The organism is Nafulsella turpanensis ZLM-10 (assembly GCF_000346615.1).
Taxonomy (GTDB): Bacteria; Bacteroidota; Bacteroidia; order Cytophagales; family Cyclobacteriaceae; genus Nafulsella; species Nafulsella turpanensis.
Genome location: NZ_ANNU01000006.1, coordinates 1 through 24,935, shown reverse-complemented (window position 1 = coordinate 24,935; position 24,935 = coordinate 1). Strand labels below are relative to the sequence as shown.

The 24,935-nt window shown below is 49.8% G+C and carries 17 protein-coding genes; 12 read left to right on the top strand and 5 right to left on the bottom strand.

Annotated features, from left to right (window positions below; all coding sequences use genetic code 11):
• Positions 1-24 precede the first annotated feature (24 nt).
• The 8 genes from F752_RS0102875 to uxuA all read left to right on the top strand — a co-directional run bounded on the left by F752_RS0102875 (position 25) and on the right by uxuA (position 10,184).
• A complete protein-coding gene (locus tag F752_RS0102875) occupies positions 25-1,233 on the top strand; it encodes a glycoside hydrolase family 130 protein (protein ID WP_017730224.1) in 1,209 nt (402 codons plus the stop codon).
• Positions 1,234-1,235: 2 nt separating this feature from the next.
• Entirely contained in the window at positions 1,236-2,480 is a 1,245-nt protein-coding gene (locus F752_RS0102870) for an AGE family epimerase/isomerase (protein ID WP_017730223.1), read from the top strand.
• A 67-nt stretch (positions 2,481-2,547) separates the two neighbouring features.
• On the top strand, positions 2,548-3,765 hold the full coding sequence (locus tag F752_RS0102865) for a glycoside hydrolase family 26 protein (RefSeq protein ID WP_152425004.1): 1,218 nt from the start codon (positions 2,548-2,550) through the stop codon (positions 3,763-3,765).
• Between the two features lie 84 nt (positions 3,766-3,849).
• A complete protein-coding gene (locus F752_RS0102860) occupies positions 3,850-5,178 on the top strand; it encodes a glycoside hydrolase 5 family protein (RefSeq protein WP_152425003.1) in 1,329 nt (442 codons plus the stop codon).
• Positions 5,179-5,349: 171 nt separating this feature from the next.
• Positions 5,350-6,336, top strand: coding sequence for an aldo/keto reductase (locus F752_RS0102855; protein WP_017730220.1), 987 nt, complete (start codon positions 5,350-5,352; stop codon positions 6,334-6,336).
• 161 nt (positions 6,337-6,497) lie between these two features.
• A complete protein-coding gene (locus F752_RS0102850; protein WP_017730219.1) occupies positions 6,498-7,610 on the top strand; it encodes a glycoside hydrolase family 43 protein in 1,113 nt (370 codons plus the stop codon).
• Positions 7,611-7,812: 202 nt separating this feature from the next.
• Positions 7,813-8,883 carry an aldose epimerase family protein gene (locus F752_RS0102845; RefSeq protein WP_017730218.1) on the top strand — a complete coding sequence of 357 codons (1,071 nt, stop codon included), beginning with the start codon at positions 7,813-7,815 and terminating at the stop codon, positions 8,881-8,883.
• A gap of 110 nt (positions 8,884-8,993) precedes the next feature.
• Complete coding sequence (gene uxuA, locus F752_RS0102840) at positions 8,994-10,184, top strand: mannonate dehydratase (protein ID WP_017730217.1); 1,191 nt, start codon at positions 8,994-8,996, stop codon at positions 10,182-10,184.
• A gap of 74 nt (positions 10,185-10,258) precedes the next feature.
• Here the strand turns inward: uxuA and F752_RS0102835 are convergent, their stop codons facing one another.
• The 5 genes from F752_RS0102835 to F752_RS0102815 all read right to left on the bottom strand — a co-directional run bounded on the left by F752_RS0102835 (position 10,259) and on the right by F752_RS0102815 (position 15,971).
• On the bottom strand, positions 10,259-11,404 hold the full coding sequence (locus F752_RS0102835) for an endo-1,4-beta-xylanase (protein WP_017730216.1): 1,146 nt from the start codon (positions 11,402-11,404) through the stop codon (positions 10,259-10,261).
• A gap of 75 nt (positions 11,405-11,479) precedes the next feature.
• Complete coding sequence (locus tag F752_RS0102830) at positions 11,480-12,238, bottom strand: SDR family NAD(P)-dependent oxidoreductase (RefSeq protein ID WP_017730215.1); 759 nt, start codon at positions 12,236-12,238, stop codon at positions 11,480-11,482.
• A gap of 41 nt (positions 12,239-12,279) precedes the next feature.
• The gene (locus F752_RS0102825) at positions 12,280-14,445 is read right to left on the bottom strand and encodes an alpha-glucuronidase family glycosyl hydrolase (protein ID WP_017730214.1); all 2,166 of its coding nucleotides are present in this window, start codon (positions 14,443-14,445) and stop codon (positions 12,280-12,282) included.
• Positions 14,446-14,571: 126 nt separating this feature from the next.
• Complete coding sequence (locus F752_RS0102820) at positions 14,572-15,594, bottom strand: LacI family DNA-binding transcriptional regulator (protein WP_017730213.1); 1,023 nt, start codon at positions 15,592-15,594, stop codon at positions 14,572-14,574.
• A gap of 188 nt (positions 15,595-15,782) precedes the next feature.
• Entirely contained in the window at positions 15,783-15,971 is a 189-nt protein-coding gene (locus tag F752_RS0102815) for a hypothetical protein (protein ID WP_017730212.1), read from the bottom strand.
• A 5-nt stretch (positions 15,972-15,976) separates the two neighbouring features.
• On the opposite strand from F752_RS0102815, the gene F752_RS0102810 reads away from it, so the two are divergent.
• The 4 genes from F752_RS0102810 (at position 15,977) to F752_RS23360 (ending at position 24,330) form a co-directional block, all read left to right on the top strand.
• Complete coding sequence (locus F752_RS0102810) at positions 15,977-18,160, top strand: glycoside hydrolase family 3 N-terminal domain-containing protein (RefSeq protein ID WP_017730211.1); 2,184 nt, start codon at positions 15,977-15,979, stop codon at positions 18,158-18,160.
• Between the two features lie 114 nt (positions 18,161-18,274).
• Complete coding sequence (locus F752_RS0102805) at positions 18,275-21,217, top strand: glycosyl hydrolase 115 family protein (RefSeq protein ID WP_017730210.1); 2,943 nt, start codon at positions 18,275-18,277, stop codon at positions 21,215-21,217.
• 56 nt (positions 21,218-21,273) lie between these two features.
• Positions 21,274-23,040 (top strand): glycoside hydrolase family 43 protein, encoded by a 1,767-nt coding sequence (locus tag F752_RS0102800; RefSeq protein ID WP_017730209.1) that lies wholly within the window; start codon positions 21,274-21,276, stop codon positions 23,038-23,040.
• 69 nt (positions 23,041-23,109) lie between these two features.
• On the top strand, positions 23,110-24,330 hold the full coding sequence (locus tag F752_RS23360) for an endo-1,4-beta-xylanase (protein ID WP_017730208.1): 1,221 nt from the start codon (positions 23,110-23,112) through the stop codon (positions 24,328-24,330).
• Positions 24,331-24,935: the final 605 nt, after the last annotated feature.

Here is a 24,935-nt window from a genome sequence, read left to right as displayed (position 1 = left end):
ACAGCAATTATAACCATTTACCGGATGGAAAATTATAAAGAAAGACTAAGACAGTTAGAGGAGGCGCATTGCCATTTGCTTAAACGAAAAAACCAAAAGGAAATCCTGGGAAACGGCATCTTTGACAGGTATACCTTCCCTGTTTTAACGGCGCAGCATACGCCTCTTTTCTGGCGGTACGACCTGAACCCGGCAACGAACCCTTACCTGATGGAGCGTTTCGGCATTAATGCAGCTTTTAACTCAGGGGCTATTAAGCTTAATGGAAAATACCTGCTGGTTGCCCGGGTAGAAGGGGTCGACCGGAAATCGTTTTTTGCCGTAGCCGAAAGTGAAAATGGTATAGATAATTTCAGGTTCTGGGAGCGCCCCATTACAATGCCTGAAACAGCAGTGCCGGATATAAATGTGTACGACATGCGGCTGGTGCAGCACGAAGATGGCTGGATCTATGGTCTCTTCTGTACCGAACGCAAAGACCCGAATGCCAAAGCAGGCGATGAGTCTTCGGCAATTGCCCAGTGCGGCATTGCCCGTACGCACGATTTAATAAGCTGGGAGCGTCTGCCCGACCTTAAAACTCCCTCGCCGCAGCAGCGCAACGTGGTGCTCCACCCGGAATTTGTAGCCGGAAAATACGCATTTTACACCCGCCCGCAGGATGGCTTTATCGAGGCCGGTTCAGGTGGCGGCATTGGCTGGGGACTGGCCGATAGTATCGAAAATGCCGTGATAGAAAAAGAAATTGTGCTGGATGCAAAGCAGTACCATACAGTAAATGAAGTAAAAAACGGGCAGGGGCCGGCACCGCTTAAAACGGAAAAAGGCTGGCTACACCTGGCGCACGGTGTACGTAATACCGCCGCAGGCCTGCGCTATGTGCTTTATACTTTCCTCACGGATCTGGAAGATCCAACAAAGGTAATCCACAAGCCTGCGGGTTACTTTATCGCCCCTGAAGGAGAAGAAAGAGTCGGGGATGTATCGAATGTGGTTTTCGGCAATGGCTGGATTCTGGATGAGGATGGTACGGTGTTTATTTATTACGGCTCTTCCGATACCCGTATGCATGTAGCCACCACTACGCTGGGCAGGCTGCTGGATTATGTGCTCAATACGCCTGCCGACGGGCTCCGCTCCGGTGCAACAGTGGCACGGCTTAATGAGCTGGTCGACCGGAACCTGGCCTATATGAAAAATAAACCGGAACCGGTCGCCACAACAGCCTCCTGAAAATGGAAAAAGTAGCAGCAGGCATAAAGAAGGCGCAGCTAAGTGTTTATGGGGCCGAAATGGAGGCGGAGCTCAGGCGCATTCTTGCTTTCTGGGAGCAGCATGCGCCCGATGAACAAAATGGAGGTTTTGTCGGACAGATAGACCATGCAGGGCAGGTAAAGGCAGATGCGCCCAGGGGAGCCATTCTGAATGCCCGTATCCTCTGGACTTTTTCGGCAGCCTATCGGCATACCCAAAAGGAAAATCACCTGCAGCTTGCCCGTCGTGCCTACCATTACCTGATGGAGCATTTCCTGGACAGGGAGTACGGGGGCATTTACTGGTCGGTGAATGCGGGAGGGGCTCCTTTAAATACCCGAAAGCAAATTTATGCACTGGCCTTTGCCATTTACGGACTGAGCGAATACTACCAGGCTACGGCGGAAGAAGAAGCGTTGGCAGCCTGCAAGGAACTGTTTCGCTGGATTGAGCGCTACAGCTTTGACGAGGAATTCGGGGGATATTTTGAAGCTTTCAGTCGCGAAGGAAACCTGCTGGAAGACCTGCGGCTGAGCCCAAAGGACAGGAACGACCCGAAAACAATGAACACGCACCTGCACATCCTGGAAGCTTATGCCAACCTCTATCGTGTATGGCCGGACGCACAACTGGCACAGCAGCTGAAGGGACTGCTGGAAGTATTCCTCAGGCAGATTGTAGATGCGGAAAGTGGTCATATGCATCTCTTCTTCAATCGCGAATGGAAGGTAGCGGCCAACCTGGTATCGTACGGGCACGACATTGAGGCTTCCTGGCTCCTGCTGGAAACGGCAGAAGTGCTGGGCAGGCAGGAGCTGATTGAGGAGGTGAAAGCGCTGGCCGTACAAATGGCCCGCGCTACGGGGGAAGGCCTGCAGCCCGACGGTAGCCTGTACCACGAGCTTGATCGTGAAAAGCAGCATTACGACACGCACCGCGAGTGGTGGGTAAGTGCCGAAGCGATGGTAGGCTTCCTGAATGCTTTTGAGCTAAGTAAAGAGTCTTCCTATATGGAGAAATCATGGAATTCCTGGCAGTTTGCACAAAAATATCTGCTCGACAGGGAAAAGGGAGAGTGGATATGGGGCGTGTGGGATGATTACAGCCAGATGGAAGAAGATAAGCTAGGCTTCTGGAAATGCCCCTATCACAATAGCAGGGCCTGCCTGGAAGTTATTCACCGCTGTAAGCGGCTAGCTGAAGAAAGCAATACAGCAAAAGTCTGATACCAAAATAGAATTACGCAGGAAGGGGGAATGATAATCCCGGTTTCCTGCCAAAAGCCCGTTAGAAATGCGATTGAGCCGTTTACTACTTTCTGCCTTTTTAATCATTTACAGCCTCCCACTGCCGGCCCAGCGGGCTGAAGTAAGGGAGCGGCCGGCCGGAGAGCCTGCTGGGCTTATTGATGAAAAGGCTACCCGAAAAACAAGGATTCTCTACAAAAACCTGCAGGCCTTAGCCAAACAGGGCACGCTCTTTGGCCAGCATGAGGCCATGGCCTATGGGGTTGGCTGGAAAGCGGAAGCCGGCAGGTCTGATGTAAAAGAAATAAGTGGTTCGTACCCTGCCGTGCATGGCTGGGACCTCGGGAAAATCGGTACAGAAAACAGCATCAACGGAGTTCCTTTTAAAGAGGTGCGCCGCTACATCCGGCAGGTATACCGGCGGAGGGGCATCAATACCGTTGCCTGGCATATGGACAACCTGCTAAGCGGCGGAAATTCATGGGATACGACCTATGTAGTAAAAGATATGCTCCCGGGCGGAAAAGCACATGCAGCTTACCTGGAAAAGCTGGATTTGGCAGCTAAGTTCCTGAAAAGGTGTCGCATCAATTTCTTTACCCCTATTCCAATCATCTTCAGGCCTTTTCACGAGCACAATGGCGACTGGTTCTGGTGGGGAAAAGGCTATGCAACTGAAGAAGAATTTATTCAGCTCTGGCAGTTTACGGTCGATTACCTGAAAGAGGAAAAGAAGGTTCATAACCTGATATATGTTTTCTCCCCCGACCGAAGCAGGATGGATTTAGAAAAGGGAAAGGAAGCTTACTTATATGGGTATCCGGGCGATGATTATGTGGATATTATCGGGCTGGACGATTACTGGGATATGGGCTTTGAGGGCAACCCGAAGCCGCTGGCCGAACAGAAGGTAGACCTGATTCGCAGTTTAAAGCTTATAAGTGAACTGGCACTGAAAAAAGGAAAGCTGGCAGCCCTTACCGAAACCGGGCTGGATAAATTAACAGTTCCAGACTGGTATACTGCTCACCTCCTGGGTGCGTTGAAAGCGGAGCTGGAGCCTTTGCAGATTTCCTATGTAATGGTTTGGCGCAATGCCCATACAGGCCATCATTACAGCCCCTACAAAGGGCATCCGGCCGAGCAGGATTTCAGGGAGTTTTGCCGGGATGAGCGGATTCTGCTGGAAGATGATATCAGGAATGTTTACAGACGGAATAAACTGCTGCTGAGCAGCCGGAAAAAACAGCAACAGAGGGAGTAGTAAAAGGGCGGTGCGGTTCCTTTACGCTTCAGGAAGGAAGCCGGCTGTCCCCAGTTTAAATTTCTATCAGCAAATAAATTGAAAATGCAACTCAGGTTATTATTATACTTATTGTTCTTCCTTCCTGCCGGTTTGTCGCTCGGGCAGGGGAAAGAGGGGTTTGTTCAGGTGAAGAACGACCAGTTTATCCGCAACGGGCAACCCTATTACTTTTTAGGAGCCAACTACTGGTATGGCATGAATCTCGCCTCCACAGCCAGGGGGGGAGACCGTGAGCGCCTGAAGCGGGAGCTGGATCACCTGCAGTCGATCGGCATCAAGAATCTCCGTATTATGGCAGCCACCGAAGGCCCCGATACGGAGCCAAACCGTATGCGTCCTTCCCTGCAACCTTCGCCAGGAATGTACAATGAGGAAGTGCTGGAAGGGCTTGACTTCCTGCTGGCCGAAATGGCAAAAAGGGACATGACTGCCGTGCTGGTGATGACGAACTTCTGGGAATGGACCGGCGGCATGGGGCAATATATTTCCTGGGCCGACGGGGTGGAGATTCCTTATGCACCTCCTGCCGGAGATGGGGACTGGGACACCTTTCAGAAGTTTTCCAGCTCTTTTTTCAGTAACAAAAAGGCGAACCGCCTGTACCGTAAGCACCTGAAGTTTATCATTAACAGGGAAAATAAAATTACGGGAGTGAAATACAAAGAAGACCCGACCATTATGGCCTGGCAGCTGGGAAATGAACCTCGTGGCTATAACAATCAGGAAGCTTACCGTAAATGGATTCATAAAACAGCCGGCTATATTAAGCGAAAAGATAAGAATCACCTGGTTAGCATTGGAAGCGAAGGTAACACAGGCTCCCATCATGCAGGGAATGACTTTTACCGGGATCACCTCTCTCCAAGAATCGACTACGCCACCATGCACATCTGGATACAGAACTGGGCCTGGTTCGATCCGAAAAAGTCGGTAGAAAGTCTGCCCGCTGCAATGGAAAAAGCAGAGGCTTACTTACTGGAGCATGTGGAGGCGGCAAAGCGATTAAACAAGCCAATGGTGCTGGAAGAGTTTGGTGTGGCAAGAGATGGCGAAGCCTATGCCCCGGGTTCTCCGGTTGTTGCCCGCGATACTTTTTTTAAGCTTATCTTCGAAATGGTTTATGAGCAGGCAAGAGCAGGAAATGCCGTAGCCGGCGCTAACTTCTGGACCTATTCCGGCGAAGGCAGGCCGGCAGTAGCGGAAGGGGGTAACTACTGGCAGGAGGGTGATGCACTTATGGGCGATCCGCCGCATGAAAAGCAGGGTTGGTATTCAGTTTTTGACTCCGACAGTTCTACCATTGCCATTATCCGGAAATATGCCAGGCTAATGAACCAGCTGAGAACTGAAACAGAGGTTTCGCGCAGGTAATAAGGTAATATTATGGGCTGAAGATTCTTTATACCCTGCTCGGGAGCCCTTTGTTGAATAAAATTTAGTTTGAAGAAGCGGTTTATTATTTATACTTTTCTAAAAGAGTCTGTAAAGGATTATAGGACTATCTTTTAGTGGAAACCCAATTTTTTATTTAAACACACTATAATGCAATACAGAGAACTTGGCAAAACAGGATTTAAAGTGTCGGAAGTTTCCCTTGGAACCTGGCAGGTAGGGGGTCGCTGGGGAGATGCCTTTAATGAAAAGAATGCGGAGGAAATTATTAATACGGCGATTGATGGCGGGGTAAATTTCATTGATACTGCAGATGTTTACAGCGAAGGGCAAAGTGAGGCAGCCGTAGCCAAAGTGGTAAAAAGCCGGCCTGAAGAAATATATGTTGCCACCAAATGCGGCAGGCAAATTCAGCCTCATACGCCGGAAGGCTATACCGCAGATCGCCTCACCGCTTATGTGGAAGAAAGCCTGCAGCGTATGAAGGTAGATACCATCGACTTAATTCAGCTGCACTGTCCGCCCACCGAAATATACAAGCGCCCAGAAATTTTCGGCACCTTCGAGCGGCTGAAAGAACAGGGGAAAATCCGCAACTTAGGCGTAAGTGTGGAACTGGTAGACGAGGCGCTTATGGCCATGCAGTACGACAATGTGGCGACGGTTCAGATAATCTTTAACATGTTCAGGCTAAAGCCAAGTGAGCAGTTTTTTGCGAAAGCCAGGAAAAACAATTGTGGCATTATTGCGCGTGTACCTCTGGCCAGCGGCCTGCTTTCAGGAAAAATGAATAAGCAAACCTCCTTCGGGCCTGAAGATCACCGGAACTTTAACAGAAATGGAGAAGCCTTTGATAAGGGGGAAACTTTCTCCGGGGTAGACTTCGACCTTGGCCTGGAGGCGGTGGAAGAGATTAAGCGGCTGTTTCCCGGCGAAGAGCCACTCGCTGCCCAGGCTATCCGGTGGATTTTGATGTTCCGGGAAGTAAGTACGGTGATACCAGGCGCCTCAAGGCCTGAGCAGGTTCGTTCCAATATTAAAGCGGCGGAGCTTCCTGCCCTTTCCAAAGAGCAAATGGAAGGAGTGGAACGCATCTATGAGCGGTACATAAAGCCCACTGTGCATGAGCAGTGGTAATAGACTGAAAGGGAGCATGAGTTGCCGCCAAGCCGCCTCCGTTTCTGCCAGCTATTAAACAGCATTTTCAGCTGCCCGGTTAGCAGTACTTTGCTCTGTTAGCCGGCAGCTTTATAAAAAGATTTATCTCTAATTTGAAGTGTTTTACCAACTATTAAAAAATGATTCAGAACATTTACTTAAAGTACCTGGCCATCTTCCTGATAGGCTCTTCTGTTTTATCAACCGCCTGCCAGAGCACAGGCACAGCTGAAGTAGAAAACGATGAAACAGACCAGCAGGAGGCGCTTTCAGAAGATAACCGCTTCCTGAACGAGCCTCTGGTCACTGATATCTATACCGCCGATCCCTCTGCTCATGTGTTCAATGGCAGGATTTATATCTACCCGTCGCATGATATAGAATCAGGAATCCCAATGAATGATGATGGCTCCCATTTTGACATGAAAGACTACCATGTGTTTTCCATGGATAGCATAGGCGGAGAAATTACCGATCATGGGGTGGCACTGGATATTAAAGATATTCCTTGGGCAGGCCGCCAGCTTTGGGCGCCCGATGCGGCTTATAAAGACGGGACCTACTACCTCTATTTTCCTGTAAAAGATAAAAACGATGTTTTCAGAATAGGCGTGGCTACCAGCCAGTCGCCTACCGGCCCGTTTAAGCCGGAAGAGCAGCCTATCGCAAAAAGCTTTAGCATTGACCCCGCCGTGTACAAAGATACCGATGGCCAGTACTATATGTATTTTGGCGGAATATGGGGAGGGCAGCTCCAGAGGTGGGCCACCGGAGAGTATAAGCCGGAAGATGTTTACCCTGCGGACAATGAGCCTGCCTTAATGCCAAAAGTAGCCCGTATGAGCGACGATATGCTTGGCTTTAGCGAAGAGGTAAGAGACGTACAGATTCTGGATGAGAATGGAGAACCGCTGCTGGCCGGTGATAACGAAAGACGATTCTTTGAAGCTGCCTGGGTGCACCGTTACAACGGCAAATATTACCTTTCTTACTCTACCGGCGATACGCATAACATTGCATATGCCACAGGTGACAGTCCTTACGGACCCTTTACTTACCAGGGGGTGATACTGAAGCCGGTACTTGGCTGGACCAACCACCACTCAATTGTTGAGGTTGATGGAAAGTGGTACCTGTTTTACCATGATACGGAACTTTCCGAAGGTCAGACGCACCTGAGAAACATTAAGGTTACTGAGCTTACCCACAGGCCAGATGGTACCATCGAAACCATTGATGCTTACTATGAGTAATGTGCAGAAAGTAATTAGCTAAGTGGGCACCTGCCCCGAAAAAGGAGTGAGCGCCAAAAGAAGACCTCCGGTTTCAGGATGAGAAAGAATGCTTTTTCCTGTCCGGAGACCGGAGGTTTTTGCTTATCTTCTGGGAACATCTCCCGGTATCGGTAACTCTTCCGGCTCCTGCTAATAGCCATATAAACGATGAAACACTGATATGAAAATAGAGAAAACCCCCTTTGGCAAACTGGCAGACGGTACTCCCGTGGACCTTTTTACCCTTTGGAATGCGGAGCTAAGGGTGAAAATAATGAATTACGGAGGAACTGTGGTATCGCTGATGGCGCCCGACAAAGAAGGAAAGCTCAAAGACGTGGTGCTGGGATTTGATTCCCTTTCAGATTATCTGAGCGATGCTTACAGGCAGGAGTCTCCTTTTTTCGGAGCCATTATCGGGCGCTTCGGCAATAGAATTGCCGGAGGGAAGTTTAGCCTGAACGGCAATGACTATACACTGGCAACCAACGACGGGCCTAACCATTTACATGGAGGTGAAAAAGGGTTCGATAAAGTTTTATGGCAGGCGGAGGAAGTCTATGAGGAAGAGGGGTTAGGCTTAAGGCTCAGTTATGTAAGTGAAGATGGGGAAGAGGGATACCCCGGCAGGCTGAGGGTAGAGGTTACGTATATGCTCACCAACAAGAATGAACTGCAAATAACTTACCGGGCAGAAACAGATAAAGCCACCATTGTTAATCTTACGCACCATTCCTATTTTAACCTGGCGGGAGATGCGAAGAAGGATATTCTTGATCACGAGCTTATGCTCCCGGCCGACACCTTTATTCCTGTTAATGCTTCCATGATTCCCACCGGCGAGTTACAGCCGGTAGGTGGCACCCCTTTCGACTTCAGAACACCTGAGGCTATTGCGCCAAAGATGAAGGCTGACAATAAACAGCTTACCTACGCGAAAGGCTTCGACCACTGCTTTGTGCTGAATGGAAAGCCGAAAGAATTAAAACTGGCGGCAAGCGTGTTTGAGCCGGATAGCAGGAGGTTGCTGGAGGTCTATACCAGTGAACCTGGTGTTCAGTTTTATACAGGTAACAATTTAACCGGAGCCCTCACCGGCAAAGAAGGGCGAAAGTATTTGCCCCATTCAGGGCTTTGTCTCGAAACGCAGCACTTTCCGGATGCCCCAAACCAGCCGGCTTTTCCCTCTGCAGAACTATGGCCGGGAGAGCAGTACCAGAGCCGGACGATATTTAAGTTTTCAGTAAAGTAAGAGGGAACCTGTTATTAAGAGTGCTTTGCACACTTTCTTAGTGCTAAATATTGTAACTGGCCTGCCTTCATTGCCTGCCTGAAAAACGAATAACCGATAAGAAGAAAAATATGAGCATGGAACAAACCTGGCGCTGGTATGGGCCGGAAGATCCGGTTAGCCTGGCAGACAGCAAACAGGCCGGAGCCACGGGAATTGTAACGGCCCTGCACCATGTGCCCACCGGTGAGGTTTGGGAGAAGGAAGAAATTCTGAAAAGGAAGCGAGAGGTAGAAAGTGCCGGTTTAAACTGGTCTGTCGCAGAGAGCATTCCGGTGCATGAAAGTATTAAAACCCGCAGTGGCAATTACCAGGCTTACCTGGAAAATTATAAGCAAAGCCTCCTGAACCTGGGAGCCTGTGGCGTAGATACGGTATGTTACAATTTTATGCCTGTACTGGATGCCACAAGAACCCACCATGCCTATTTAATGGCCGACGGCTCTACTGCTTTGCAGTACGATGCAGTGGCTTTTGCTGCTTTCGAGCTCTTTTTACTAAAAAGACCGGGAGCCGAGGTGACTTATACACCTGCGCAACAGCAAAAAGCAAAGGCCTTCCTGGATTCCCTTGCTGAGGAAGAGGTAAGCAGGCTGCTTACGACCATTGTGGCAGGCTTTCCCGGGGTGGGCGAAAATTATACGATGGAACAGCTGCAGGCAGCCCTGGATGTGTACAAACATATTGGAGCGGCTGAGCTAAAGCAAAACCTGTTTTATTTCCTCTCTGAAGTTATTCCTGTTGCAGAAGAGGCTGGTATCCGCATGGCCATCCATCCCGATGATCCGCCTTTTCCCATTCTTGGTCTTCCCCGTATCGTTTCCACAGAGGAAGATATAAAGGAAATCCTGGCGGCGGTAGAGAGCCCTGGCAATGGCCTTTGCTTCTGCACCGGCTCCTTAGGTGTAAGGGCAGATAATGATTTGGAAGGGATGGTAAAGCGCCTGGGGAAGCGGATAAATTTTGTGCACCTCCGCAGTACGATTCGGGAGGCAGAAAGCAGCTTCTATGAATCAGACCACCTGACGGGTGATGTGGATATGTTCAGCGTAATGAAGGCCCTGCTGGAAGAACAGCAAAGAAGAAAGCAGGAAGGGCGGATGGATTATCGCATGCCTTTGCGGCCTGACCATGGGCACCAGATGCTGGACGACCTGCAGAAAAAGACTATTCCCGGTTATTCTGCGATCGGGCGCCTGCGTGGGCTGGCCGAACTGCGGGGACTTGAGCTTGGCATAAAAAGAGCTTTTTCGATGGAATAGTGTTATCTGTAAAACAAAACAGGCACCCCTTAAGAGGCGCCTGTTTTGTTAATATATTAGCTGTTTAAACACTGTTATTCCGATACTGCCTCCATTACCGCTTCGTAGGCTGGCTTAGGCTGATAGTCCCTGTCAAACAGTAAGGGATAGCTGCGTCGCCCTTCCATTGGCCAGTCATTTAGCCAGGAGTGCTTGTCAGCCACGCCCCAGAAAGTTACCCGGCTGATTTTGTCGCGGTGTTTATGGAACAGCTCAAACAAATCGGCATAGCGCCGGGTAAGCTTTTGCTGAACAGAATCAGGAAGGCCTTCGGCATAAGGGTTAAATCCTTCCTGGGGTTCGAAAGTCATGGCAATGTCGGCCCCTTGTCTGTTGCTTGGGTTGGGTAGCAGGTCCACATCCAGTTCGGTTATCATTACTTTTACGCCCAGATCGGCAAAGGCGTTAATACTGGCTTCAATATCTTCCAGAGAAGGATAATCAATTCCATAATGGCCCTGCATGCCCACGCCATCTACCTGTATTCCTTTTTCCTGCAGGTTTTTAACAAGGTGTACAGCCGCTTCGCGCTTGGCGGGTTTCCACAGACTGTAGTCGTTATAGTAGAGTTCTGCTTCGGGGTCGGCCTCTTTGGCAAACTCAAAGGCCTTTTGAAGATACTCTTCACCAATAATTTCGAGCCATTTGGTCTGGCGGAGGCTGCCATCATCTTCAAGGGCTTCATTTACCACATCCCAGCCATCTATCTTTCCTTTGTAGCGGCCGGCAACAGTGGCAATATGATCTTCCATCCGCTGGAGCAGTGTATCTCTGCCTACCGTATTTCCTTCCTTGTCTACAAATATCCAGTCGGGTGCCTGGCTATGCCAAACCAGGGTATGTCCTATGGTAAACATATCATTTTCTTCGCCAAAGGCAACATACTTATCGGCCGGTTCAAAGTTATAAACGTTTTGTTCGGGATGGATAGGTCCCATTTTCAGCATGTTCTCCGGGCTGATGGTATTAAACTCTTCCTTTATAAGGGCCACTGCCTCCTCTTCTCTGCCATATACCTGGTCGTAATTAAGGGCAGCGCCTATGTAGAAATCGCCTTCAGCTGCTTCTTTTAAAGAGGTTGGCGTTTCTTCTGCTGCCTGCTCAGAACTGCTGCAGGAGTAGGCCCCTGTGCAGGCAAGCAAGAGGAGAGGAGCAAACCGTTTTTTGTAAAATACACTCATTGTTATGTTTTTAGATGGGAAGGAAAACCCCCCAGGTTTATAATTAGATGTAGCTTAAAAGAGAATCAGTCCTTGCTAAAAGCCGATGGAATTGCCGCCATCTACGGGAAGAATGGTGCCGGTTACATATTTGGCTCCCGCTGTGGCATAGAAGTAAACCGCCCCGGCAACATCAGCCGGCTCTCCCAGCTTACCCATCGGGGTTCTGGATAAAACCTTGTTCCTGCGTTCCGGCTCGCTATCGAATGCTTTGGCCGACATGTCGGTGGCAATAAAGCCCGGGGCCACGCAATTGACACGAATTCCAAGAGGGGAAAGATCAACCGCCATAGCCCTGGTCATTCCTTCCACACCGGTTTTAGCCGCTGAATAAGAAATTACCTTCGGAATTCCGTATTGTGCAGCCATGGAGCTGATGTTTACAATCGCTCCGCTTCCCTGCGGTATCATTACCTTGGCTACTTCCCGGCTAAGGGCAAAAACAGCTGTCAGGTTGGTTAAAAGAATGCGCTGGAAGTCTTCATCCGTTACTTCCGTGAAAGCCTTCTTCTGGTTAATGCCGGCATTATTTACCAGGATATCTATTTTGCCGAACTCCCTGTGAATGCTTTCTACCAGTGCCGGTATTTGCCCGAGCTCAGTAAGGTCGAAGCTTATGGCAGCACACAGGCTGCCCAGCTTTTCTTTCGCCGCCTTTAGCTTTTCCTCATTTCGCCCGATAATGATGGTGCGGATATCTTCCTGCACAAATTTTTCAGCTATGGCATAGCCCAATCCTGATGCTCCGCCGGTTACAATAGCAATTTTATGCTCCGGATTCCTGTTCTCGTTCATTTCTTTTTATCGTTAAAGGCTATTTTTAGCTGATTCTGGTATTAGTTGCCTGGCACGAACTTCGGGTTCAGCTGCATAAAGTAGTCTAAAGTTTTTGTTGGCTTCTCAACCCCTTCCGGTAATGGCTTGCCGGAGAAAGTCTGGAAATAAAGCAGCACTGCATCACGCCACCATTCCGCCTCTTTTTCCTGTATCTCCAGCAGCGTTTTTACATGCTGAAATCTTTCCGGGTCTATCTGCCCTTCCAGGCTATTCCAGCTTTGCTGCATCTGCCTGACGGTGTCTACACCCTGCTGGTAGCGAAGCGCCATTTCATCCCAAAGGGTATTGCCTGATTTCATTTTATAGTCCCAGGGAAGGTGGTGGAACCAGAGGAGGTACTTCTCCGGCACTTTTTCCGGCGAGCCGAATTTCTCTTCAAGAGGAGGGGCATACTGGGCAACGGCATTGCTGCCGCTTGCTGTGCGGTCAAAGCCGATGCCTGCAGAATCGGCCTGGTGGTAGTAAACCGAGGTCCAGTCGGCGCGGTGCTTGTTTGCTACCCAGGGGCCGGGGCCGTAATGGTGCGACCAGGCCATAATGTGGTGCAAACCAAGAGGAGTCATATAATTTACAACTGCTTCGTGAGAATTCAGCATCATCTCCTTAATGTCCTGAACCACTTCCGGTTTATTGGAGAAAGTCATCTTTATCCATTCTTCGGCTATCTCTTCAGAAGAGAGGTAGGGGTTCCAGGCAAGGCGACCAAAGGCGTACCAGTTGGCCTGCCCGAAAGGGTGCCCTGTCCAGTTACGGTCGGTACCGATGTTGGCTACGCCGGCCATGGCGGTTAGCGGATGGTCGTTCAGGCTGCCATCTACCACCTCAGCCACAGTGGAGCCTTTTCCTTCAGCGTATGTGTCAGCTTCCAGTACTTCTTTCCACATTGGAGCGAGGTAGACCAGGTGGGTGCCCTGTCCCAGGTATTCCTGTGTAATCTGGAACTCCATCATAAGCGGTGTTTCGGGCATGGCGCCAAAGAGCGGATGAAAAGGCTCTCGTGGCTGGAAGTCAATGGCCCCGTTTTTTACCTGCAGCAAAACGTTGTCTCTGAACTTGCCATCCAGTGGTTTAAATTCATTGTAAGCCTGTTTGGCCCGGTCTTCCGGCGCTTCTTCGCTGTATACAAAAGTGCGCCACATTACAATCCCACCGTGGGGAGCAAGGGCATCGGCCAGCATATTGGCTCCTTCGGCATGGGTTCTTCCGTAGTTATGGGGGCCGGGCTGGCCTTCAGAGTCGGCCTTTACCAGGAAACCGCCAAAATCAGGAATGTGGCTGTAGATTTCATCTGCTTTTCTCTTCCACCACTGCTGCACCCGGGGATCAACAGGGTCGGCAGTTTCCAGGCCACCAATTTCCATGGGAGCGCTGAAACGGGCGGTGAGGTACACCTTTAATCCATAGGGGCGGAAAACATCTGCCAGCGCAGCAACTTTTCCGAGGTAATCCTCTGTAAGCACCAGGGCATTGGCATTCACATTGGTTAGCACGGTGCCGTTAATGCCAATGGAGGCATTGGCACGGGCATAATCGATGTAGCGCGGGTCAGTATAATCTGGAAGTTTGTGCCAGTCCCAGAGCGAAAAGCCGGCATAGCCCCGCTCCACCGTGCGGTCGAGGTTGTCCCAGTGGTTGAGGATGCGGTGCTGCGTTTTGGGCGAGCTGGAAAGAGAAAGTTTATGGATAGATTGCCGGGTCTGGAGGAGCCTTAAAAAGTGAAAGCTGCCATACAACACACCAGTATCTGTATTGGCGGCAATAACAGTTACTTTCTTTCCCTGGAGCCGGGCAGACAGCAGGAGATAACCTTCACGGCCCACTTCCTTTAGTTTATCTTCAATGTTCAGGCTCCGGATAAGCGGAGAACTTTGGGGGGTTCCGGCTACGACAGCGCCCTGGCGGGAAACTTTTTCAGTAAGCGGAATTGATTTGCCTAACATCTGGCCCAGGCCCCTTTCCAGCTCCTGTGCGACTGCTGAAAGCGTAGGGGAGTTTGGTGCCACAATTATTTCTGAGGCGGACTGCCGGTAGTTTTTAAGCGTTTCCTGATCTTCAACCAGCTCATACCTTAGCCATAGGCGGTAGCCATCTTCGGCCTGCAGGGAGAGCAATCCAAAAAAGAAGAGTATGAGAAACGTTAAAGAGCGGGTGGTTTTTATACGCATCACAAAACTTAATAAGGTACTATAAATAAGCGGCTACAGCTTAGATGCTGCCTTAAAACCTTTCTGGAGCAGGCTGTAGGCTCAGGCAACCTGCGGCTGGCCCCATTGCCCGGATGGCAGGAATCTCTATCCCTTCCTCAGGGAAGATTCCCGGATTATTAATTCAGAATTCAGGGTAATGGTATTCATGGCCACAATGTCTGAAAAGCCATCTAAATGAATGATCAGGTTTCTTACCGCAACCTCGCCCATTTTGTGCCCCGGGTTATTAACAGTCGTAAGGTTTGGCTCGATTACGCGGGAGACAGGATCATTGTTAAAGCCAACGATCGCAATATCCTTCGGAATGGAGATTCCCGCCTGTTTTAATATTTTCATGCAGCCTACGGCGCAGGCATCATTGGCCACAAACACCCCGTCAGGCAAAGGATTCATCTTCAGGATCTCCCCCGCAGCTTCCATTCCTGCTTCTTCGCTCAGGTCATTGGAAATGATGAAAGAATCATCGAATGGCAGCTCATTGTCAATAAGTGCGTATTTGTAGCCTTTTAATCGATCGGCATACACATTTCTTTTGAGGTTGCCGGTTATGTGCACGATGTTTGTGCAGCCCTGCGCTACCAGATGAGAGGTGGCTTTATGGGCTGCCTGCATATTATCAATTACAATGCTGGTGCATTTTGGGTGCTCAGCCACGCGGTCGAAAAACAGGAGGGGAATGCCTTTTTTAATAAAAGGAGAAAAGTGGCTGATGTCTTCTGTATTATAAGCCAGGGAGACCAGTAAGCCATCGACCCTGCTGTTAAACATCGCCATTACATTGGCCGCTTCTTTTTTGGCAGTTTCCAGCGACTGGCTGATAAGCAGGTTATAGCCCGCTTCATTTGCCACCTTTTCCATGCCTGCAATTACAGAAGACATAAAATGGCTGTTAAGCCGTGGAACAATTACACCAAGAGTATGGGTCCGTTTCCTGCGAAGGTTACTGGCAAACATATTTGAACGGTACCCCATTTCAGTGGCGGTATCAAATACCTTCTGCCTGGTTTCTTTATTTACAACGGGGCTATTGTTTAGAGCACGGCTCACTGTTGCGGGAGAAACCCCCAGCCCCTTTGCGATATCATAAATGGTTGTTTCCTTCTCCATATTACTAAAAGGTGTGGATTACAAAATACTGCAATCGGTTTCAATATAATAAGCCTTTCTGGTTTATTTTAATAAAGGACCGGAAAAAAAAGAGCGTAAGGCTGCAAAAATGATTTATTCAGGGTTTAAAAAGCTGAAAGCTGTTGCGGGAACCTCCAGAAACCATTAATTCGCTAAGCGCTTAGTTATCACTGGCTGGCTGCTTTAATCACCTGACTTGGGTTTATTTTAGAAAAAATAGAGAATGTTGTTGCAATCGGTTGTAATTCAAAAGAAATATCTCCAAGTTTATAGGAGAACTCCTGCACAAACAGGGGCAAGAGCATGGGCTCTGGCTGCTGAACATTAAGGCGGTTTACTGAAACAGGAATAAACATTACAAATGAGAAAGTTATATTATCTGACTGCTATTATGGTGCTGCTTTTTACGGAAGTGAGCGCACAGGAGCAAGCTGCCTACCTCGATCCTTCCAGGCCAACAGATGAAAGGGTGCAAAGCCTGATCAGGATTCTTACGCTGGAAGAGAAAGTGCAACAGATGATGGAAAATACGCCTGCCATTTCCCGGCTGGGTATTCCGCCCTACAACTGGTGGAATGAGGCCCTGCATGGGGTAGGCCGCTCGGGGGTGGCTACTGTTTTTCCGCAGGCCATTGGACTGGGAGCCACTTTTGATGATGATTTGGCCCTTAGGGTAGCCAGTGCTATTTCCGACGAGGCAAGGGCTATGTACAATGCCTCAGTTGAAAAGGGATATTATTCCAAGTATGCCGGCCTGACCTTCTGGACCCCCAATATTAATATTTTTCGAGATCCGCGCTGGGGCAGGGGGCAGGAAACCTATGGCGAAGATCCTTTTCTTACCGCTTCATTAGGCGTTGCTTTTGTAAAAGGCCTGCAGGGCGATCATCCTGAATATTTGAAAACGGCTGCCTGTGCCAAACATTTTGCGGTACATAGCGGCCCGGAAAGATTACGCCATGAGTTTAATGCAGTGGCGTCAATTAAAGATTTGCGGGAAACCTACCTGCCGGCCTTCAAGGCGCTTGTAAATGCCGATGTGGAGGCAGTAATGTGCGCCTATAATGCTACAAACGGAGAGCCCTGCTGTGCCAATGAATTCCTCCTCAATGATGTATTAAGAGGTGAGTGGGGCTTTGATGGACATGTGGTTTCCGACTGCGGAGCTATTGTCGACTTTTATGAGGGGCACGAAGTGGTGCCGGGGCCTGTGGAGGCTGCAGCACTTGCCTTAAAAAGTGGGGTGAACCTGAACTGTGGCAGTGTGTACTACCCGCATTTGGTGGAGGCGGTAAAGCAGGGACTGGTAAGCGAGGCAGAGGTGGATGAAAAGCTGGCTACCCTGCTGAAAACACGCTTCAGGCTGGGCATGTTCGACCCGGAGGAGGCAAACCCCTATAATGCCATTGGTATTGAGGTGGTTGATAGCAAGGAGCACCGCCAGCTGGCAAAAGAAGCTGCCCTCAAATCCATGGTCTTACTGAAAAACAATGGTGTACTGCCGCTCCGGAACGATTTGCCAAGGTACTTTATTACCGGCCCGAACGCCGCCGGCATAGATGCCCTCATCGGGAATTACTATGGTGTGAATCCGAACATGGTTACCATGCTGGAAGGGGTAGCCTCCCACATTGCGCCCGGTAGCCAGCTGCAGTACAAGCCGGGAATTTTGCTCGACAGGGCAAACGTAAACCCCATCGACTGGACAACCGGCGGTGCAAAGTCTGCCGATGCTACGATTGTAGTGCTGGGGATTACCGGCTTACTTGAAGGTGAGGAAGGGGAGTCTATTGCTTCGCCACACTATGGCGACCGCCTCGACTATAACCTCCCGGAGAACCAGCTGGATTTTCTGAGAAAGCTGCGGGAAGGGCACGAACAGCCAATTATTGCAGTAATTACCGGCGGAAGCCCGATGAACCTGGCCGAAGTGCATGAGCTGTCCGATGCTGTATTACTGGCCTGGTATCCCGGCGAAGAAGGAGGAAATGCCGTGGCCGACCTTATTTTCGGAGAGGCTTCACCTTCCGGAAAGCTGCCGGTTACCTTCCCTAAGTCGCTGGAGCAGTTGCCTCCTTATGAAGATTACAGCATGGATGGCAGAACCTATCGTTTTATGGAAGAGGAGCCTTTATACCCATTTGGCTTTGGGCTCAGCTATGCCGACTTCTCTTATTCCGACCTGAAGCTTTCGGCTGACCGAATCAAAAAGAACCAGTCAGTGCAAGTAGAGGCGACCATTACCAATAAGGGAAAGTACGAAGGCGAAGAAGTGGTACAGCTGTATTTAACAGATGAAGAAGCCAGTGTAAGGGTGCCGCTTTATTCTTTAAAAGGATACAGGCGGCTAAGGCTGGCTCCCGGTGAATCAGCTAAAGTAAATTTTACCATTACGCCCGAAATGATGGCGCTTATAACCGAAGAGGGAGAAAGTAAAATTGAAAAGGGGCGTTTTAAGGTTTATGTAGGAGGCTCCCTTCCTGGTAACAGAAGCCATGCTCTTGGAATGGCCCGGCCTGCAGAAGGTAGCTTTATGGTGAGATAAAACCCTTCCAGGGGCCGCCGAAGCATGCAATAAAAGATGGGGGGAACATAAAAATAAACAGCCAGCTTTTGTAAAAGCCTGCAGGGACATGCAGTTCAATTATAATAGTTCGTAATGATAGCTTCTTTAAGTAATGTTTCCCTGAAGAGGGTGGCCGGATGGCAGCCAATCAGGACGGCCCTGTGCCTCCTCCTGCTCATTGTACTGGCAGGCTTGTCTGCTGTACGGGCCCAGGCTGTTCCTTCCTATATAGCTGCAAAGGACGGGGAAGGACGTTTTCCTCTCTCCGCCTCGGGAAAGGCAGTGCCTTTGTACATTAGTAATGAGGCTGAGCCAGGGGTAATCAGGGCATTAAAAGACCTGCAGGCAGATATCGGCAAGGTAAGTGGTGCACAACCAGAGCTGCTGCTAAGCGAAAAAGCGCCCAAAGCCCAAGAGGTGGTGCTGGTGGGTACGCTGGGCAAAAGCCCCTTAATTGACCAACTGGTAAAGCAAAAGAAGCTGGATGTTTCCGGTATCGCAGGAAAGTGGGAAACTTTCCTGATTCAGGTGGTTGAGAAGCCCATGCGAGGGGTCGACAGGGCACTGGTAATTGCAGGCAGCGATAAGCGCGGTACCATTTTCGGTATTTATGATGTAGCGGAACACATCGGTGTATCGCCCTGGTACTGGTGGGCCGATGTTCCGGTAAAGCAGCAGGAAAACCTGTATGTGCTGCCGGGCCGACACACCATAGGCGAGCCTGCCGTAAAATACCGGGGTATTTTTATTAATGATGAAGCGCCGGCGCTGTCGGGCTGGGCTTTTGAAAAGTTTGGTGGCTTCAATAGTAAATTTTATGCAAAGGTGTTTGAGCTGATTCTGCGCATGAAAGGCAACTACCTCTGGCCCGCTATGTGGGGGCGCCAGTTTTATGTAGAGGATCCGCTGAACCCGGAAATGGCCAATGATTACGGGGTGGTGATAGGCACCTCCCACCATGAACCCATGATGCGCGCCCATGCGGAGTGGGAGCATTTCGGTGAAGGTCCCTGGAATTACAAAACGAATAAAGAAAACCTGCAAAAGTTCTGGCGTGAGGGTATAGAGCGCATGGGCGATAATGAGAGCCTGGTAACCATAGGCATGCGCGGAGATGGCGATGAGCCGATGACTGAAGGAACAGAAATAGCGCTGCTGGAAAGGATTGTGGATGATCAGCGTGAAATTATTGAGGAGGTTACGGGCAAGCCTGCAGCAGAAACGCCGCAGGTATGGGCTTTGTACAAAGAGGTGCAGGATTATTACGATAAAGGCATGCGGGTGCCTGATGATGTTACCCTGCTGCTGGCCGACGATAACTGGGGAAATATTCGCAAGCTGCCTGCGCTGGGCGATACGCTTCGTTCCGGGGGCTACGGTATCTATTACCACTTCGACTATGTGGGTGGCCCAAGAAACTATAAGTGGATAAACACCAATCCTATTGCACGGGTGTGGGAGCAAATGCACCTGGCATACCAGTACGGGGCAGACCAGATATGGATAGTAAATGTAGGGGACATTAAGCCCATGGAATTTCCCACAGAATTCTTCCTGGATTATGCCTGGAACCCGGAGAAGTGGCCTGCCGAAAGCCTGCCTGCTTATACCCGGCAATGGGTCGGGCAGCAGTTTGGAACCCACCATACAGAGGCTATTGCCCGCATCCTTACTACCTATCTCAAATATAATGGCCGCCGGAAACCCGAGCTACTGTCGCCCGAAACCTATAGCCTGACCAGCTACAGGGAGGCCGAAAGGGTAGTGGCGGAATACAACCAGCTGGTAGAGAAGGCCGAAGAGATATACAGGGAGTTACCGGAGGAATATAAAGATGCTTATTACCAGCTGATACTTTTTCCAGTTAAAGCCAGTGCCAACCTCAACGAGCTGTATGTTACGGTGGCGAAGAACAGGCTGTACGCCCGGCAGGGAAGGGCAGCAACCAACAAACTGGCTGAGAAGGCCAGGGAATTGTTTGAAAAAGATGCTGCGCTCACCCATTATTTCCATACCGAGCTTGCCGATGGCAAATGGAATCATATGATGGCCCAGACACATATTGGCTATACTTACTGGCAGCAGCCGGAAGAGAATACCATGCCGGAAGTGAAGAAAATAGAAGTTCCTGCCTCAGCAAGCATGGGTGTAATGGTGGAAGGCTCAGAGGCCTGGTGGCCGCATGCAGCAGGCGTGGCCGAGCTGCCGGAACTTACACCCTACCAGCCGGAGGGCCGTTACCTGGAGGTGTTTAATCGCGGAAAGGAAGCTTTCCCTTATACAGTAAGCACGGGCGAGCCCTGGCTGCAGGTAAAGCCTGCCGAAGGAAAAATAGATAAAGAGCAACGGCTATGGGTACAGGTAGACTGGGAAAAGGTGCCAAACGGGCTGCACCGGGTACCGCTTACCGTTCATGGCCCGAATAATCAGCAGGTGATAGTGGAAGTAATCGTCCGGAACCCTGCATCACCAGAATTAACGGAAGTCGAAGGTTTTGTGGAAAGCAACGGCTATGTTTCCATGGAAGCCGCACATTTTACCCGCGCCATAGGAAATAAAGAGGTGAGCTGGCAGGTAATTCCCGATTTAGGAAAAACACTTTCGGCTGTTACACCGCTGCCAGGCACCGCGCCCGATCAGGTGCCGGGAGGAGGCAGCCCGCACCTGGAATATAAAATGTACCTCTTCGATACCGGAACGGTGGAAGTGAAGGCTTATCTTTCGCCAACGCTAAACCTGCACAACGATCAGGGGCTGCGCTATGCCGTTTCTTTTGATGATGAGGAGCCACAAATTATAAACCTGCATACTGATGATTCAGAGCAAAACTGGAATAAGGAGGTAGCGGATAACATAAAAGTGCTAAGCTCGAGTCACTACATTAAGGAGCCGGGTGAGCATGTGTTAAAATTCTGGATGGTAGACCCTGCTGTGGTGCTGCAAAAGCTGGTGGTGGAAACCGAAAAGCAGGAGGACTCTTACCTGGGCCCGCCGGAAAGCTTCTATCGTGCTCCGGGCTCAAAGAATAGAAAATAACAGAAACCTTTGCCGGAATATTTTTGCTGGCTTAATAAATTAAATGTGTCATAACAATGGAAACCGATAAACATCCCGGAAGAGTCTTTTTTTTCTTCAGTAGCCTGCTGTTTTGCCTGCTCCTCTTAGCGGGCAGCCTGCAGGCCCAGGAAAAGGAGCATTTTCAAAATCCAATCTTCCCCGGCTTTTACCCGGATCCGAGTATTACCCGGGTGGGAGAGGATTACTACCTTGTTCATTCCACCTTTGCTTATTTTCCGGGGGTGCCGGTTTTCCATAGCAGGGACCTGGTGAACTGGCGGCAGATAGGAAACGTGCTGAACCGCCCGGAGCAACTTGATCTAGACGGGCTGGGGGTTTCCAGAGGAATCTTTGCGCCCACCATTTCCCATCATGAAGGGACCTTTTACATGATAACCACCTTAGTAGACAATGGAGGAAATTTTGTTGTAACGGCTACTAATCCCGCGGGGCCCTGGTCTGAGCCGGTCTGGCTTCCGCAGGTAAATGGCATTGATCCCTCCCTCTTTTTTGATGAAGACGGAAAGGCTTATGTTATCTACAACAGCGAAGCTCCCGACAATAAACCCTTATATGAAGGGCACCGGAGTATCCGGCAGCTCACCTTTGATGCCGAAAATTTAAAAACAATCGGCTCCCCTATTGTGCTGGTTAACGGCGGGGTGGATATCTCCACAAAGCCGGTCTGGATTGAAGGGCCACACATTTATAAGAAAGATGGTTATTATTACCTGATGGCAGCTGAAGGAGGAACCAGTGTACATCATTCAGAAGTAGTACTCCGCAGCAAAGAGGTAACAGGGCCGTATGAGCCCTATGCTGATAACCCTATTCTTACCCAGCGGCATTTACCTGCCGACAGGAAAAATCCTGTTTCCGCCACCGGCCATGCCGATTTAGTAGAAACGCAAAACGGAGAGTGGTGGGCCATTTTCCTGGCTACCCGCCCTTACGATACCAAAGACAGCTACAATATCGGGCGCGAAACATTTCTTGCACCGGTAAGCTGGGAAAGCGGCTGGCCTGTAATTAATCCCCACTTTGAAGAAGTTCAGTACAGCTATGAGCGGCCCGACCTTCCCTGGCAGGGAGAGCCGGACTTTCCGCTAAGCGGCAATTTTACCTACAAAGAAGATTTTAAAGAAAAGGAGCTGCCTTTTTACTGGCTCTTCCTAAGAACGCCCCGCACAAAATGGCACAGCCTGGACCCATACAGGGGGAAGTTAAAGCTGGCGCTCAGGCCTGAAACACTTTCGGGTAAAGGAAACCCTTCCTTTATTGCCAGAAGGCAGCAGCATATCAGGGGCAGCGGCAGTGTCAGCATGGAATTTCAACCTTCCGCCTCAAATGAATTTGCCGGGCTGGTAGCATTCCAGAATGAGGACCATTATTATGCAATTGGGAAAACACTTTCTTCGGCAGGGATGGAAGTGGTGCAGCTGCGCAAAGCAGTGAGAGCAGAAGGTACAAATCCCGCTGCTGCCACCCTGGTATTAGCTGAAAAAGTGCTGTCGAAGCAGGAGCGCCAAAAGCCACTTTACCTGAAGATTGAATTTGATGGAGCTGATTATGCTTTTTATTATTCCACAAAGAATAAAGGGGGCTGGAAGCTTCTTCAGGCCGGGGTGGATGGTACCTACCTGAGTACCCGGGTGGCAGGTGGCTTTGTTGGAACCACCCTGGGTATGTACGCCACTTCGCAGGGAAGCTCTTCTGAAGAAGATGCCGTATTCAACTGGTTTACCTACGAAGGCAATGATGCCGTTTACCGGCAGGCAACTACAGGTTCGGGGGAGGAATAAGGAAATTTTACCACCTGTTTCTAAGCCATCAGCACATATTAAATGATTGCAAACTGAAAAATCAAATATATGAAACACAAATACTTATGGCTAACGGCTGCACTGGTTTCGCTTCTGGGGCTTCCTGTGCAGGGGCAGATAGCAGAGGGCCAGGAAAAATACCTGGGCAACATTTACAGTACAGCACAACTGCCGGGTTTTACCGATTACTGGAATCAGGTAACGCCTGAAAATGCAGGGAAATGGGGAAGTGTTGAACGGACCCGCGATGTGATGGACTGGAGCGGCTTAGATGCTGCCTATAAGCTGGCCAAAGACAATGGTTTTCCCTTCCGGATGCATGTGCTGATATGGGGCAACCAGCAGCCTTCCTGGATAGAAAACCTGCCGCCCGAAGAGCAGCTGGAAGAAATTGAAGAATGGTTTTCGCTGGTTACTGAACGTTACCCTGACATTGACTTTCTGGAAGTGGTGAATGAGCCTTTACATGACCCGCCAAGCGAGGCTGGAAGTGGTGGTGGAAACTATATAGGAGCCCTGGGAGGCACGGGTACTACCGGCAGGGACTGGATTCTTAATTCATTCCGTTTAGCCCGCAAGTACTTCCCCAATGCAGCTTTAATGATAAACGAGTATAATATTGTTGGCAATGCCAGTAATACGCATAAGTACAGGAGAATTATAGAGCTGCTGCAGGCAGAAGATCTGATTGATGCCATTGGTGTACAGGGGCATGCTTTTTCTACTACAGGAGAATCATCTGTAATCACCGCTAACCTGAATTCCCTTGCCGAAACGGGTTTGCCAATATATGTAACGGAAATGGATATTGACGGCCCTACAGATGCGGTTCAGTTGCAGGAGTATCAGCGAATATTCCCGCTTTTCTGGGAGCATCCTGCTGTACAGGGAGTTACCCTCTGGGGCTGGAGGCCCGGCATGTGGAGAACAAATGAAAAGGCGTACCTGGTGAATGAGAATGGGGCAGCACGCCCGGCACTGGAGTGGCTCCAGGCCTACGTTCAGGGAGCATTGACAGCCCTGAACCCGGAATTCTTCAAAGAGCTGCTGCTCTATCCTAATCCTGTGACGAGTGGCAGCTTCAGGCTTAATGGAAGTGAAAGGCTTAGCCAGGTACGGGTGCTGGATTTAAGCGGGCAGCTGCTTAAAGAGGTGAATGTTCAGAATAGTTCTTCTGTTGAGGTTAGGCTGGAGGTAGCACCCGGTCTTTATCTCGTTCAGCTGGTTTCCGGAGAAACCTTCTCGTTCAGAAAGATACTTGTGAAGTAACAGCGCCTACGCAGTTTTAGGTTTTCCCTGACAGCAGCTGCAAGGCCTTTACAGCTGCAGGAATACAGGAATAAATAAACAACATCCTGCAGATGAATGCTCTGCAGGATTTTTTTGTGGGTACTGCTGGCCTGGCAGTATCTGATGAATGCCTAGGCTTTGATTTTGTCATTCCGACGAAGGCGGCCGCCGGGCGGAGGGATCTTTCTTAATCTGAATTTTGGAAGGATTATCTTATTTGGAAAGATGCCGCCTCTGGCTTATGCTTTATGAGTGATACTATATCGGATGAAGGTGCTTCCATGGTGCCTGATGGCAGAAGTTATTCCGGGCCTCGATGGCCGGGTCACGTTGGCCGGGCCACGTTGGCTTCGTTAAACAACTCGCAAGATACCGGCGGGAGGAGGAAGCCTACCTTGAAAGTGCTTTGGTGTAAGTAAACAAACCGGCAATGGTGATTAAAGGAACTGAAGCAGTCTAAGAGGGCTTGATAAAAAAAACATCCCCAGGTTAAAATCCGGGGATGTTTGTTGTTGTATGCCTGTCCCGTCCTGAAATAGCGATACACAAAAAGAAACGTTATGAGACAAGGAGAAGAGCCAGAG

Coding starts and splice junctions, on each gene's coding strand:
- F752_RS0102875 (WP_017730224.1), top strand. CDS start 25: ATGGAAAATTATAAAGAAAGACTAAGACAGTTAGAGGAGGCGCATTGC.
- F752_RS0102870 (WP_017730223.1), top strand. CDS start 1,236: ATGGAAAAAGTAGCAGCAGGCATAAAGAAGGCGCAGCTAAGTGTTTAT.
- F752_RS0102865 (WP_152425004.1), top strand. CDS start 2,548: ATGCGATTGAGCCGTTTACTACTTTCTGCCTTTTTAATCATTTACAGC.
- F752_RS0102860 (WP_152425003.1), top strand. CDS start 3,850: ATGCAACTCAGGTTATTATTATACTTATTGTTCTTCCTTCCTGCCGGT.
- F752_RS0102855 (WP_017730220.1), top strand. CDS start 5,350: ATGCAATACAGAGAACTTGGCAAAACAGGATTTAAAGTGTCGGAAGTT.
- F752_RS0102850 (WP_017730219.1), top strand. CDS start 6,498: ATGATTCAGAACATTTACTTAAAGTACCTGGCCATCTTCCTGATAGGC.
- F752_RS0102845 (WP_017730218.1), top strand. CDS start 7,813: ATGAAAATAGAGAAAACCCCCTTTGGCAAACTGGCAGACGGTACTCCC.
- uxuA (WP_017730217.1), top strand. CDS start 8,994: ATGAGCATGGAACAAACCTGGCGCTGGTATGGGCCGGAAGATCCGGTT.
- F752_RS0102835 (WP_017730216.1), bottom strand. CDS start 11,404: ATGAGTGTATTTTACAAAAAACGGTTTGCTCCTCTCCTCTTGCTTGCC.
- F752_RS0102830 (WP_017730215.1), bottom strand. CDS start 12,238: ATGAACGAGAACAGGAATCCGGAGCATAAAATTGCTATTGTAACCGGC.
- F752_RS0102825 (WP_017730214.1), bottom strand. CDS start 14,445: ATGCGTATAAAAACCACCCGCTCTTTAACGTTTCTCATACTCTTCTTT.
- F752_RS0102820 (WP_017730213.1), bottom strand. CDS start 15,594: ATGGAGAAGGAAACAACCATTTATGATATCGCAAAGGGGCTGGGGGTT.
- F752_RS0102815 (WP_017730212.1), bottom strand. CDS start 15,971: ATGTTTATTCCTGTTTCAGTAAACCGCCTTAATGTTCAGCAGCCAGAG.
- F752_RS0102810 (WP_017730211.1), top strand. CDS start 15,977: ATGAGAAAGTTATATTATCTGACTGCTATTATGGTGCTGCTTTTTACG.
- F752_RS0102805 (WP_017730210.1), top strand. CDS start 18,275: ATGATAGCTTCTTTAAGTAATGTTTCCCTGAAGAGGGTGGCCGGATGG.
- F752_RS0102800 (WP_017730209.1), top strand. CDS start 21,274: ATGGAAACCGATAAACATCCCGGAAGAGTCTTTTTTTTCTTCAGTAGC.
- F752_RS23360 (WP_017730208.1), top strand. CDS start 23,110: ATGAAACACAAATACTTATGGCTAACGGCTGCACTGGTTTCGCTTCTG.